Below are 12,704 nucleotides of genomic sequence, written 5' to 3'. Positions count from 1 at the left end.
CCTTGAAAATAGGATATCACGCCCTAAACTCACATATTGCAAGGCAGAAGATTGATGAGATTACCTCTTTCTTGAACAGGAATCTTTAGTGGGATTCAGGGATTATAATCGTGATCTGTCTTTACCTCCCGTTGTCTTCCCTTGTATAAAGAAATCATAGGTATAGACATTATATGGCAGTAGATATTGCGCAAACAGCTTTGCCGCAAAGCTGACAAGGAGTATAGGCAGAAAAAGCACAAAGCCATTCGGAATAATAGCACATATTAAAAACAGGGCCGTCAAGGGGGCGTGAATAGAAGCCGACAGCGTTGCAGCCATGCCCGCAAGGGCAAAATTAAGAAGGATAAGATCCGTCCCCAGATACATATTGCATATACCGGCAACGAGTAGACCTAAAAATGCTCCGGAAACGATGCTAGGGGCAAACACACCTCCATCACCACCGGCACCTAATGTCAATGAAGCGGCAAGCGGCTTAAGACAGGCCAATAGAAGGAGCGATGCGAACCATGATACATTCATCCCCGTCATGGATTGTTCCATGATCACCTTAAACCCATGATAGCTATCACCATAGAGTGCCGGATAGAGAAACAACATACCACCGACGATGAGAGCACCCAAATTAACCCGGATAAAGTTATTGGAAATACCGGAAAAGAACTGCTTCACAAACATAACAAGGCGGGTGAAATAAACCGATAATACACCACCCAATAAGCTTACCACCAAAAAATAAGGTAATGCAGCCCACTCCCACCCCGTTGTCGTAAAAGGAAACAAGGGCTTCGAATCCACAAAGTAAATGAATGTCCACGCCACAATTGCCGCAATAGTACAACTGAGTAAGATCGATCGATCGACCTTGCGGGCAATCACCTCAACAGCAAATAACCATCCTCCAATAGGACTATTGAATAAGATAGCTATACCTGCCGCCACACCGGCACAGATCAGTTCACGTTTATATTGCTTGGCCGAAAAATTTGTTTTATAGGCCAGATTCCCCAACGTAGCCGTAGCCACAACTGTCGATACTTCTACTCCCGTAGACCCGCCAAAAATAACGGTCAAGAAACCATTGATATAATGCGAAGGCACCTTAAATAAGGGTAAGTGATCTTTCCTATGATCTAAAGTTTTATAAATCTCGGTAATTCCTTTATTTTTTCGATTCCGAAAGGCGTACTTCCGCAAAAAGTAGATCATCGTAATTCCAATCGTCGGAAGTACAATAAAAAAAACGGGGTTATGGGATTTAACCCAGGTAAATATTTCCGATTCCAGATGTTCCGTAAAATGCTTGATGGAGAAGGCAAGTACAACACAGACCACACTGACCACAACAGACACCTCGGCCAACTTAAAATAATTATGTATGATAATTTTTTTACGTTCCATTACTTGCAGAATTTTAATATAAACACTGGAAATAACCTTCTGGGTAGGCCTCCAATTTTTCTTTGTTTGATGATATGTCTCAAAACTTCAAAAAAAAACTTCAAGAAGTCTTGAAGTTTAGTAGCGGGGAGCAGGATCGAACTGCCGACCTCAGGGTTATGAATCCTGCGCTCTAACCATCTGAGCTACCCCGCCGTTTTTCGGTATGCAAACTTAGTAATCATGAATGGATTTTCAAAGTGATTTTTGCACAAAAAAAAGAACAGCTGTCTACTCCAATCGGGACACGTTGATAAATTGTTAAAATAAAAACACCTCTTTTGTTGAAAAGTATATGTTGTGAATAAAATTTTATGAATAGAGTCGTACAAATTCAAACAAAAAACTGTATACTTACGGGCATCAGGTACATAATAATTAAAATAAAGTAAAAATAGATTATGGCAGAAAAAACCAAAATAGAACTTGAATACATCATCAATTCATCACCAAGGATATTATACCCTTATTTAGTTGAGCCCAACGAATTGGCACAATGGTTTGCTGATGATGTAACCTTCCATGATGGCATCTATGTATTCATGTGGGATAACGAGTCGTTTCGAGCCAGATTAGCCTCCTCAAAAGATAATAAATATGCGAAATTCAAGTGGATTGATGATGAACCGCATTATTTTGAAATGGAAATCATTCAGGATGAGCTCACCAATGACGTAGCGCTTTCTATTATCGATTATGCTAAGGATGAAAACGTGGAGGACAGAACCAAAATATGGGACAATTCAATAAGCTATCTACAAAGTGTAATTGGTGCTTAAAAAAAGACTATCTTTGTATGCTATTTGCCTCTACTTGACCTGTTGATTGCAGAGGAAATGGTATGCCTTTGAAAGGTAGTTAAAATAATGAAAAAGGTACATTTACTCATACTTCAAGCATTTATAAGACCGTTTTTCGTCACGTTTTGTATTGTGATGTTTGTCCTTTTGATGCTTTTCCTGTTTAAATACATCGATGATCTGATCGGTAAAGGTTTTGAATGGTATGTCATTATGGAGCTGCTCGCCTACCAATGTGCCGTGCAACTAACAATGGCACTGCCGTTATCTATGCTCTTGTCATCGATCATGACTTTTGGCAACTTAGGTGAAAGTTACGAATTGGTGGCTATCAAAGCGGCGGGCTTTTCCTTACGCAAAGCAATGACACCTTTGTTTTTTCTGATTGCTATATTCGCCGGCGGCTCTTTTTTATTCTCCGACTACATTCTGCCTGTGGTCAACCTCAAAATGGGATCACTGCTCTATGATGTCCGAAATAAGAAAGCTGACTTTTTTATCAAAGCCGGCGTGTTCAATAACACCATCCCCGGATATTCCATACGGGCCAAAAATAAAAGCAAAGATGGCACAAAACTGTATGATCTGACGATCTACGACAATACGAAAGGAAGTGCGGGCAGCAATGTATTGGTCGCAAAGGAAGGTTATATGTACAACTCCCGTGACCAGAGTTTTATGATCCTCAAATTGAATGATGGTGTGAGGTATGAAGACAGCCGGGCAAAAGACGCGAAAAGATACGATCCACGCCAACAGTTTACCCGCTTCTATTTTAAAGAGACGGAGCAGAAATTCAGTATGGAAGCTTTTCAGATGAAACGAACGGATGAAAATCTGTTTAAATCACACCATCAGATGCTGAACCTTCGCCAGCTTAAGCTCAAGACCGATTCCAATAAACTATTGATTGATAGTTTAAAGGTGCTTTACGCCAGGGAAAGCCGATCGTACATACAATTCAATTCCTCTTATTATCGGAAAGAAAATGCACCTCCTGCTCAGATCAGCCCTGCAAAAAACATGATAGACTACATCCCGAGGTCATCGAAGACTTCGGTACTGAGCAACGCATTAATGCAGGTGCAACAGCTGACCGATATGAACAGCAACCGGCTCGCGGAATTCCAGCGTATGGTTGATTCGGATATTCGATACCGCATAGAATTCCACCGTAAATTCACATTAGCAGTCTCCTGTCTCCTATTGTTTGGTATCGGGGCCCCGCTTGGGGCGATTATCCGGAAGGGAGGCCTGGGCGCACCGGTAGTATTATCTATTATCTTTTTCTTAACCTATCACATCATTTCCACCGTCGCCGAAAAATCAGCGAAAGACGGTGCTATTACTCCCTTTTGGGGTATGTGGTCCGCTATATTTATCCTGACTCCTTTGGCTGTATTCTTAACATACAAATCGACGACGGACTCGGCTTTGTTTGATCTGGATCAATACAAAATCAAAGCACGACTGGTGCTGGAATGGATAAAAGAGAAGTTACCCATCAGCAAAAAAGTGTCATAACAGCTTTATGACTTCATTATTATAGAAAGAATAAAAAACAGATTTACTTTTGTATTGATTAGAAAATGATAGATGAATCCATGGGTATCAAATTGAACACGATAGAAGAAGCGATCGAAGATATCAAATCGGGAAAGGTTATTATCGTCGTCGATGACGAAGACCGGGAGAATGAAGGCGATTTTGTAACGGCAGCTAGAAATGCAACACCCGAAGTTATTAACTTTATGGCGACACACGGTAGAGGCCTGGTGTGCGCTCCCCTTACCGAGCAGCGTTGTAAAGAGCTGAAGTTGGAACCCATGGTGGGACAGAATACGGCTGTTTATGAAACAAATTTTACGGTGTCTGTGGATTTACAAGGATATGGGTGTACAACGGGTATATCAGCATCGGACCGTTCCAAAACAATAAAAGCACTTATCGACCCCAACATTAAACCGGAGGAGCTGGGACGACCGGGACACATTTTTCCTTTAATTGCGATGGATGGCGGTGTGTTGCGCCGTACGGGACATACCGAAGCATCGGTAGATTTGGCACGGTTAGCTGGGTTTGAACCGGCAGGGGTATTGGTTGAAATACTAAAGGATGATGGAGAAATGGCCCGGCTGCCGGATTTAATCGAGGTAGCGAAACGCTTCGATCTGAAAATCATCAGTATTGAAGACCTTATCGAGTACCGTCTGAAGCACGACACCTTAATCAAGGAAGAGGTGATGGTAAAAATGCCAACCGAATTTGGTGATTTCCAATTGAAGGCCTTTACGCAAAAAAATACGGGCGAACAACATCTCGCTCTATATAAAGGAGAGTGGGAAGAAGACGAGCCTGTGCTCGTCCGGGTACACAGTTCTTGCCTTACCGGCGATATTTTTGGTTCCTGCCGCTGTGATTGCGGGCCGCAGCTTCACAAAGCCATGGAAATGATCCAAAAAGAAGGTAAAGGTGTCATTGTATACATGAATCAAGAAGGTCGCGGCATTGGGCTCATCAATAAATTACATGCCTATAAATTGCAAGAAGAGGGTATCGATACCGTTGATGCTAACATTCAATTGGGCTTCAAGGCCGATCTGCGGGACTATGGTGTCGGTGCGCAGATCCTCCGCCAGCTTGGTGTAACCAAAATGCGGTTGATGTCCAATAATCCCACCAAAAGGGCTGGCCTAGTCGGATATGGTCTTGAAATAGTCGAGAATGTACCCATTGAAATAACACCCAATCCTTATAACGAGGAGTATCTTAAAACAAAACGGGACAGGATGGGACATTCGATATTAAAAAACCTGTAAACAAATTGTCTGCTAAAATGTTCTTGTAGCAAGATTATGCACCAGCCACTTTTCATCGAGCAAGCGTATATCGACGGTAAATTCGTCGGTTCGAAACACACCTTTCAGGTCATTAATCCGGCAACGGGCAAATCGATCGGGCAAATACCGGATCTGACAGTTGCGGATACAAAAAAAGCGATTATAGCGGCAGACAAAGCTTGGAAGCCGTGGAATAGTCTACCTGTTGGCGAGCGTTGTACTCTTGTCCGGAACCTGTACGAGCTCATCCGGAAGCATAAGGACGAGCTCGCCAGAATAATGACGTTAGAGAGTGGCAAACCGCTGACGGAATCGTTGGTGGAAGTAGACTACGGTAATTCTTTCGTAGAATGGTTTTCCGAAGAGGGAAAACGGACATACGGTGAAACCATACCGGCTTTAAAATCGGGCATACATCTGTCGACAATCAAGCAGAGCGTCGGTGTCGTGGCGGCGATTACGCCTTGGAACTTCCCTTTGGCGATGATTACCCGGAAGTTGGCCCCTGCCCTGGCTGCTGGGTGTACGTTTATTTTGAAGCCCGCTTCCCAGACACCTTTTACCGCTATCGCCTTGGCCCGACTGGTTGATGAAGCCGGCATTCCAAAAGGTGTCTTCCAAGTCATAACCTCCAAAGACAGCCAAGGTATAGGCAAAGAGCTGAGCACCCATCCACTGGTTCGGAAGATCTCTTTTACAGGTTCGACAAGTGTCGGCCGATCATTAATGGAACAAGCCGCGGGCACGATCAAACGTGTCTCCTTCGAACTGGGAGGCAATGCTCCCTTTCTCGTTTTTGACGATGCCGATATCGATAAGGCGATTGCAGGGGCGATCGCCGGTAAATTCAGAAATTCCGGACAAACCTGTGTAGCTGTCAACCGCTTCTATGTACAGGAGGGAATCTATTCCGCATTTGCGGATAAACTTACCGCAGCTGTAAAAAAGCTAAAAGTAGGTGATGGTCTTAAAAAAGGAGTTCAGGTAGGCCCCCTCATCAACCCGGCAGGACTGGAGAAGGTACAGGAACACGTTCAGGATGCTGTCGATAAAGGAGCTGTTGTGAAAACAGGCGGTAAAGCGCTGAAAGGAAATTTCTATGAACCTACTGTGTTGACGGATGTGGCTCCTAACAGCCTGTTGGCGCAGGAGGAAACTTTCGGCCCTGTATGTGCCCTATTCTCCTTCTCTACGGAAGAGGAGGCTATACGTTTGGCCAATGATACACCATTCGGATTAGCCGCCTATTTTTACAGTGAAAATATCCATCGTTGTCGCCGTGTTGCCGAGGCATTGGAGGCGGGCATGGTAGGCATCAACACCGGTATGGTGTCGAACGCTTCTGCTCCGTTCGGCGGAATCAAACAATCGGGCATAGGCCGCGAAGGTTCCCGGTACGGTATAGATGAATATCTTGAAATCAAATACCTCTGCTACGGCGAGTAAGAAAGATCGTCAATCTACTTCTTCTCCCCGCCGCTTCCTATACTTTTTATAGCTCTTAATCAATAACATCAATATAATCGCCAAGATAACTAAGCCTAAAACGCCGTATATCCAGTTTAGCGCTGACTTCAGCACGACGACAAAAACGATAGCAAATAGCAAAATGGTGGAGACTTCATTCCATATGCGCAAATGACCCGACGTCCAGGTTGACCGTTCATCGCGAAGCCGATACATCATACGTTGACTAATAAAATGGTAAATCACCATCCCGGCAACAAACAACAATTTCACCTGCATCCATCCCGTCTTTAAAAGAGCTGGATTCATATATAGCATGACCAGTGCCGAGGCGACAGTGATGTACATTGCGGGTGTCGTAATGACCCACCACAACCGCTTCTCCATGATCTTAAACTGCTTGTGCAAAACCTCATACGCCACTGCTCCTTTAGCTTTTGCCTCCGTATGGTAAATAAAGAGGCGAGGCATATAAAACAGTCCCGCCATCCAACAGATAACAAAAATAATATGAACAGCCTTGGCGTATAGGTATAACATTTTTTTAATTACGAATTACGAGTAAATTACGAATTACGAATGTAGAATTACGAATTGTGGTCTAATTCGTAATTCATAATTCCTCATTCGTAATTCCTATTATCTATATTCTTTGATGACGTCAACGGCATATTTCACGTTATCAAATGGAATATCCGGCATGATACCATGTCCTAAATTAAAGATAAAACCGTTCTCGCCACGCATCCTTTCAAATAAGTCTAATATCTTGGTTTTAATAACCTTTTTATCCGCATACAGAACAAAGGGATCTAAATTTCCCTGTACCGCTATACCCTCAGGCAAAGACTGTTTGATATTTTTAAGATCTGCATTCCAGTCTACGGAAATAACATCCGGATTAGCCTCCGCCATGATAGGCGCAAAAACAGAGGATCCCTTACAGAACGAAATCACCGGAACGGATCTTTTGATTTTGGAGAGAATATAGTGATTATAGCGGTGTGCAAATTCACGGTAATCATTCCACGACAGTGCCAGTGCCCAACTATCGAAAAGCTGTAATGCATTGACCCCCGCATCGACCTGCATATTCAGATATTCCACGGTGACGTCGGCAATTTTTTGCAAAATCAAGTGGGCCATTGCAGGTTCATTGTTCAGCAGCAGTTTTGTCTGCTTAAAATCTTTAGAAGAACCTCCTTCCACCAGATAACTTAATATCGTAAAAGGTGCACCGGCAAAGCCGATTAACGGAATACGCCCGTCCAAACGTTGCTGTATCACTTTGATCGCTTCCGCGACATACTGTAGTTTATCCAAACAATCCACAGACAACTGTTCCACGTCGGCAAGTGACCGGATGGGGTTTGAAAACCGAGGGCCTACACCTTGTTCGAAAGACAGATCCCCTCCCATAGCTTCCGCAGTAACTAAAATATCCGAGAATAAAATGGCCGCATCAATACCTAATAAGTCCACCGGCAACATCGTTACATCGGCGGCTATCTCGGGCGTCTTACACATTTCCAAGAAGCTATATTTATTCTTGATTTCCCAATACTCTGGCATAAAACGTCCTGCTTGACGCATCATCCATACCGGTGGTCTTTCTGTAGGCTGCGAAAGTGCAGCCCTAATCAATAAATCGTTTTGTAAAACTGTAGTCACTATACAAAGTAAAAATTAAAAGGTAAAAATTAAAGATTGCTTCTGATTTTTGAAACGATACTCTTCTGGCGCTCGGTAAGCTTCAGTTTATCCGCGACCTCCAGATAAGCATTCACCCGTTCATAATCCTTTTTACGCAAATTGATATTCGCCAGGTTTATCAAGACCATCCCCTTCTCGTGATCTCTCCTCCAGGGCAATCGCGAAGCCAATTGAAAATGATATTCAGCCTCCTCGATCTCGCCTTCCTTCAACGCAATATTCCCCTGCATAAATTCATAAAAATTCCGGCGTCCTTTCCGCAGATGATCGGGATTTTTGATCTGTGCCAATAATTCCTTTGTCTTTTCATAATCTTGTTTATGAAAAGCCTGTGTGGCTAAAAACACAGTTCCCTCCCGGTATTCGCTCCACACCATATAACCGATGATGCCGAGTGCATATACGCTAACTGAATAATGGCCGAACACGACACAATAAGCTAACGCAATAACGGCAAGAACAATAATCGTAAACCGGAATCTTCTATTCATTCTTAATGTTCAGACTGCGCTTCCGGGTTGTCCGTAAACTTATACCCTACACCACGGATCGAATGAAAATAAATCGGATGCTTTTGATCAGGCTCAAAATATTTACGGAACGTCAATATAAAATTATCAATGGTCCGCGTCGACGGATAGACATCGTAGTTCCATACCGTTTCCAAAATTTGTTCACGGGAAACCGCCTCATTCCGACGTTCGATCAAAAGTTTTAATAACATGGTCTCTTTTTTGGTCAAAGAGGTCACGGAACCGTCGGCATGATGCAACTCATAAGAATTGAAATAAATGGTTTTGTCGCCGATCGTGTAAGAGTTGATTTCTTTCAGGTCATCCCCTTTCATACCCCGTCGAATCAGATTACCGACACGGAGAATGAGTTCTTCCAGGTTGAAAGGTTTTACCAGATAATCATCGGCCCCTTTCTTCAATCCGGTAATGCGATCTTCACTGCTGTTCTTTGCGGTCAAAAACATAATAGGAACCTCTGTATTCTGCAAGCGGATGGTTTCTGCGACCTGAAAACCGTCAATCTCGGGAATCATGACATCTAAGATCACCAGGTTAAAACGTTCTTCTTTAAACACTTTAAGTGCCTTTTTTCCATCTGTAGCGGTCGTTACCCGGTAACCTTCCAGTTCCAGATTGAGTTTGATCGCTTCCAAAAGATGTTCTTCATCTTCGACTAATAGTATTCTTTGTTTAGTTTGCATAATTTTCAAATGTTACTTCAAACACGCTTCCCGAAGGTTTGTTATCTTTCACCACGATAGAGGCGTTGTGTTTGTGCAATACTGATTTTACGATATATAACCCCAAACCAGTTCCCTTGGTTTTACGGGTCGATTCATTTCCTATGCGATAAAACTTATTGAAGATCAGTTTCTTTTCTTCATCCGGTATACCCACCCCATGATCCGATACCGAAAAGACGACCGCATCATCTCGCTTATATAGAGCGACATCAACATGTGCACAAGGTGGTGAATATTTAATGGCGTTCTCCACCAGATTGGTCACGACGTTTGTAATCGCAAACTTATCTGCGTATAAAATAAGATTTTCCTCAATCTGCGGGTTGATCACTTCCGTCTTACAGGCATTTTTCTGCAACCTATCCAAAATATCCCCTACCAGATCCGATAGATTAAAATCCTCCTTAGGGAGGTTAAAACTTCTATTCTCCAGTTTGGTTGCTAATAATACATTCTCCACCAGATAGTCGAGCCGCTCAATATCTTTCAGCGAATTGCTTAAAAACATCATCTGCTGCTCGCGATCCAGATCTCTCTTCAGAATAGTTTGCAGATAGAGTTTGACCGAGGCCAGTGGTGACTTCAGCTCGTGCGTTACGGCCAATAAAAAGTTCTGTTGCTGCTGTCGATAATAGCGCTCTCTCCCCAGATGATTTTTCAGCTTGATGACAGCCAATATAAAAATTGCTAAAAAAATCAACCCTTCACCAATGACCATTCCTTTACGGTCAGGGACGTATTTGACGAACATATAACCCCAGCCGATAAGTTGGCACAAGGCATAAAACGCCAGTAAGTAAAACCAAAAAAGAGCCCGTCTCATAATGCTATTTCCCCAAAAATAGACAAATACTCCTGCATAATAAAATATGCAACATTTTATGACACAAATAAGAAAATCAACTTATAATAAAACCTGAAAGCGTAGTATCTTTGTGTATGTTCAGTTACAAAAAAGATATTTTCTTTGACTTAGACCATACGATTTGGGATTTCGATAAAAATGCAGAAGAGACGTTGAAAGATCTATATGTTCAGTACAATTTCGATCAGCTTTTTGGTCATACAGCACCCGATATCTTTATAGAAACCTATACCGCCAACAACCATCGGGTATGGGATCTCTATCACCATGGTAAAATCGAAAAGCCGACATTACGGAAACTTCGTTTTTCAGACACTTTTGAGCAACTCGGTGTTGATCCGACCTTATTCCCCGCACAATTTGAAGAAGACTATCTTCGTATATGCCCTACGAAGACAAATCTATTTCCCCATGCCCACGAGACCCTGCAATATTTACAGGGCAGGTATAACCTACACTTGATTTCGAACGGCTTTAAGGAGGCTTGTGAAAAAAAATTGGCACATAGCAATCTCACCTCCTATTTCAAAACGATTGTTATTTCGGAGGTCTTTGGGATCAACAAGCCTGACCCGCGGATTTTTGAACATGCTATTCAAAATGGGAAGGCAAAGAAAGAAACAGCCGTCATGATCGGTGACAACATCGAGGCCGACGTCCGCGGGGCATTACGTGCAGGTATGGACGCTATCTTTTTCAACGTCACAGGCAAAGAAAAACCAGCAGACGTAGACCACATGGTCTTGGGGTTGAAAGAACTGCAAAGTATTTTTTAGAGTCAGCCGCTATTGCATATCGAATAAGTGTCTTTCCGCATGGTAAGATGAACGTACCAAAGGACCGGACTCCACATATTTAAAGCCTATCTTTAAACCTATCTCTTTATATTTTTCAAACTGAGCGGGTGATATCCAGTCAATGACCGGATGATGTGCCTTTGTGGGCTGCAAGTACTGTCCTAATGTAATGATATGTACCCCCACATCATAGAGATCTTGCATAGCTTCGATCACATCCTCTTCTGTCTCTCCCAAACCTAACATAATACCTGACTTTGTGCGCAGACCTGCTGCTGAAATCCGTCGTAGGCAATCCAGTGAACGGTCGTATTTCGCTTGGATACGCACCTCACGGGTCAACCGTCGCACAGTTTCAAGGTTATGTGATACCACCTCCGGACGTACGGCCAATACGCGATCCAGATTTTCCCACTGTCCCTTGAAGTCCGGGATCAAGGTCTCCAGCGTCGTTTCCGGACTCTCCCGGCGTATCGCCAGAATAGTCTCGGCCCAGATGGTAGATCCTCCGTCTTTCAGATCATCACGATCGACTGATGTGATGACGCAGTGTTTTACCTGCATCAATTTAACAGAAGCTGCCACACGATTGGGTTCATCCATATCCACTGGCAAAGGTCTTCCGGTAGCTACTGCGCAAAACGAACAGGAGCGTGTACAGATATTACCGAGGATCATGAACGTAGCCGTACCGGCTCCCCAACACTCCCCCATATTCGGGCAATTCCCACTTTCACAAATGGTATGCAGCTTATGTTCGTCTACCAGACTACGCACATGACGATATTCTTTCCCCACGGGTAATTTTACACGCAACCAATCGGGCTTCCGTTCGGTCTGATGAGCAGGTATTACTGGAAGTTCTATCATGTTACAAAGGTAAACATATTTCAAATACTTTAGAGGTCATTTTTTATCGCTGGAGCAGCGATGGGGCTTTCTTTTACTTTTTTGGCCGTCAAAAAAGTAACAAAAACCGAACGAAGTGAGCTCATGGATACCATTGAAAACAAACACTAATCCATAACCTCGTCGCTGTGCCATCTCGGCACAAAGGATCTTCCTTCCTGCTATTGCCGATCTGCCAAGGCGACATTTTTCGTGGTTGTATGGCTATTGCTTTTATTTCTGCTATTCTATTCTTATTCCACCAACCACCAAATCTAACATATAAATACTAACATCTAACCCGTCTAAAGAAAAGCTGCCTAGGATGCTGTAGCGTAAAAAATAGGAGAAGTCCGATAAGAATGTATGTAAGAAGTGTAGCGAAGCGGAACGGCTCAAATACATTCCGGACTTTGAACTATTTTTAGCGTAACAGTATCCAAGCCTTGACTTTTTTGCTTCGTTTTTTTGTCAAGAAAAAACCTCGAAGAGCTCTTGAATGCCCTTGAAAGCAAACACAATATGAAAAAATGAAGGGTCCTCCCGGCCCGAGGGAACCATACAAAAAATATTTTAAAAGAGGGGGGTTATTTGCGTCAATTTTGCGTGCAACGCCGTTTTTTTGTGACCCAA

Annotated in this window: 12 protein-coding genes and 1 tRNA gene; 5 read left to right on the top strand and 8 right to left on the bottom strand. The window is 43.1% G+C overall.

Going from position 1 to position 12,704, the window contains the following annotated elements; genetic code table 11:
• Positions 1 to 102: 102 nt before the first annotated feature.
• Both G5B30_RS14370 and G5B30_RS14365 read right to left on the bottom strand, forming a co-directional pair.
• The gene (locus tag G5B30_RS14370; RefSeq protein WP_165320693.1) at positions 103 to 1,404 is read right to left on the bottom strand and encodes a chloride channel protein; all 1,302 of its coding nucleotides are present in this window, start codon (positions 1,402 to 1,404) and stop codon (positions 103 to 105) included.
• Positions 1,405 to 1,525: 121 nt separating this feature from the next.
• Positions 1,526 to 1,599 (bottom strand) — tRNA-Met (locus tag G5B30_RS14365).
• A 245-nt stretch (positions 1,600 to 1,844) separates the two neighbouring features.
• Here G5B30_RS14365 and G5B30_RS14360 point away from each other — a divergent pair.
• The 4 genes from G5B30_RS14360 to G5B30_RS14345 all read left to right on the top strand — a co-directional run bounded on the left by G5B30_RS14360 (position 1,845) and on the right by G5B30_RS14345 (position 6,529).
• A complete protein-coding gene (locus tag G5B30_RS14360) occupies positions 1,845 to 2,222 on the top strand; it encodes an START-like domain-containing protein (protein WP_165320692.1) in 378 nt (125 codons plus the stop codon).
• 87 nt (positions 2,223 to 2,309) lie between these two features.
• Positions 2,310 to 3,767, top strand: a complete 1,458-nt coding sequence (locus tag G5B30_RS14355; RefSeq protein ID WP_165320691.1) for an LptF/LptG family permease — start codon at positions 2,310 to 2,312, stop codon at positions 3,765 to 3,767.
• An 80-nt stretch (positions 3,768 to 3,847) separates the two neighbouring features.
• Positions 3,848 to 5,062, top strand: coding sequence for a bifunctional 3,4-dihydroxy-2-butanone-4-phosphate synthase/GTP cyclohydrolase II (locus tag G5B30_RS14350; RefSeq protein ID WP_165320752.1), 1,215 nt, complete (start codon positions 3,848 to 3,850; stop codon positions 5,060 to 5,062).
• A 36-nt stretch (positions 5,063 to 5,098) separates the two neighbouring features.
• Complete coding sequence (locus G5B30_RS14345; protein WP_165320690.1) at positions 5,099 to 6,529, top strand: NAD-dependent succinate-semialdehyde dehydrogenase; 1,431 nt, start codon at positions 5,099 to 5,101, stop codon at positions 6,527 to 6,529.
• Between the two features lie 9 nt (positions 6,530 to 6,538).
• Here the strand turns inward: G5B30_RS14345 and hemJ are convergent, their stop codons facing one another.
• The 5 genes from hemJ to G5B30_RS14320 form a co-directional block, all read right to left on the bottom strand.
• Entirely contained in the window at positions 6,539 to 7,090 is a 552-nt protein-coding gene (hemJ, locus tag G5B30_RS14340; RefSeq protein ID WP_165320689.1) for a protoporphyrinogen oxidase HemJ, read from the bottom strand.
• A gap of 99 nt (positions 7,091 to 7,189) precedes the next feature.
• Positions 7,190 to 8,221, bottom strand: coding sequence for a uroporphyrinogen decarboxylase (hemE, locus tag G5B30_RS14335; RefSeq protein WP_165320688.1), 1,032 nt, complete (start codon positions 8,219 to 8,221; stop codon positions 7,190 to 7,192).
• Between the two features lie 29 nt (positions 8,222 to 8,250).
• Positions 8,251 to 8,754, bottom strand: coding sequence for a hypothetical protein (locus G5B30_RS14330; protein WP_165320687.1), 504 nt, complete (start codon positions 8,752 to 8,754; stop codon positions 8,251 to 8,253).
• Between the two features lie 2 nt (positions 8,755 to 8,756).
• A complete protein-coding gene (locus G5B30_RS14325; protein WP_165320686.1) occupies positions 8,757 to 9,479 on the bottom strand; it encodes a response regulator transcription factor in 723 nt (240 codons plus the stop codon).
• Positions 9,469 to 10,344, bottom strand: a complete 876-nt coding sequence (locus G5B30_RS14320; protein ID WP_165320685.1) for a sensor histidine kinase — start codon at positions 10,342 to 10,344, stop codon at positions 9,469 to 9,471. The genes G5B30_RS14325 and G5B30_RS14320 overlap by 11 nt, the downstream gene beginning before the upstream one ends.
• A gap of 116 nt (positions 10,345 to 10,460) precedes the next feature.
• Here G5B30_RS14320 and G5B30_RS14315 point away from each other — a divergent pair, with 116 nt between their 5' ends.
• Positions 10,461 to 11,162 carry a YjjG family noncanonical pyrimidine nucleotidase gene (locus tag G5B30_RS14315; RefSeq protein ID WP_165320684.1) on the top strand — a complete coding sequence of 234 codons (702 nt, stop codon included), beginning with the start codon at positions 10,461 to 10,463 and terminating at the stop codon, positions 11,160 to 11,162.
• Positions 11,163 to 11,171: 9 nt separating this feature from the next.
• Here the strand turns inward: G5B30_RS14315 and lipA are convergent, their stop codons facing one another.
• On the bottom strand, positions 11,172 to 12,053 hold the full coding sequence (gene lipA, locus G5B30_RS14310) for a lipoyl synthase (protein WP_165320683.1): 882 nt from the start codon (positions 12,051 to 12,053) through the stop codon (positions 11,172 to 11,174).
• Between the last annotated feature and the right edge of the window lie 651 nt (positions 12,054 to 12,704).

The organism is Sphingobacterium sp. SGG-5, from assembly GCF_011043525.1.
Classification (GTDB): domain Bacteria; phylum Bacteroidota; class Bacteroidia; order Sphingobacteriales; family Sphingobacteriaceae; genus Sphingobacterium.
Note: the sequence above shows the minus strand (reverse complement) of the source record. Positions and strands in the feature narration are given on the sequence as shown.

Coding starts and splice junctions, on each gene's coding strand:
- G5B30_RS14325 (WP_165320686.1), bottom strand. CDS start 9,479: ATGCAAACTAAACAAAGAATACTATTAGTCGAAGATGAAGAACATCTT.
- G5B30_RS14355 (WP_165320691.1), top strand. CDS start 2,310: ATGAAAAAGGTACATTTACTCATACTTCAAGCATTTATAAGACCGTTT.
- G5B30_RS14315 (WP_165320684.1), top strand. CDS start 10,461: ATGTTCAGTTACAAAAAAGATATTTTCTTTGACTTAGACCATACGATT.
- G5B30_RS14350 (WP_165320752.1), top strand. CDS start 3,848: ATGGGTATCAAATTGAACACGATAGAAGAAGCGATCGAAGATATCAAA.
- G5B30_RS14360 (WP_165320692.1), top strand. CDS start 1,845: ATGGCAGAAAAAACCAAAATAGAACTTGAATACATCATCAATTCATCA.
- lipA (WP_165320683.1), bottom strand. CDS start 12,053: ATGATAGAACTTCCAGTAATACCTGCTCATCAGACCGAACGGAAGCCC.
- G5B30_RS14345 (WP_165320690.1), top strand. CDS start 5,099: ATGCACCAGCCACTTTTCATCGAGCAAGCGTATATCGACGGTAAATTC.
- G5B30_RS14370 (WP_165320693.1), bottom strand. CDS start 1,404: ATGGAACGTAAAAAAATTATCATACATAATTATTTTAAGTTGGCCGAG.
- G5B30_RS14330 (WP_165320687.1), bottom strand. CDS start 8,754: ATGAATAGAAGATTCCGGTTTACGATTATTGTTCTTGCCGTTATTGCG.
- hemJ (WP_165320689.1), bottom strand. CDS start 7,090: ATGTTATACCTATACGCCAAGGCTGTTCATATTATTTTTGTTATCTGT.
- G5B30_RS14320 (WP_165320685.1), bottom strand. CDS start 10,344: ATGAGACGGGCTCTTTTTTGGTTTTACTTACTGGCGTTTTATGCCTTG.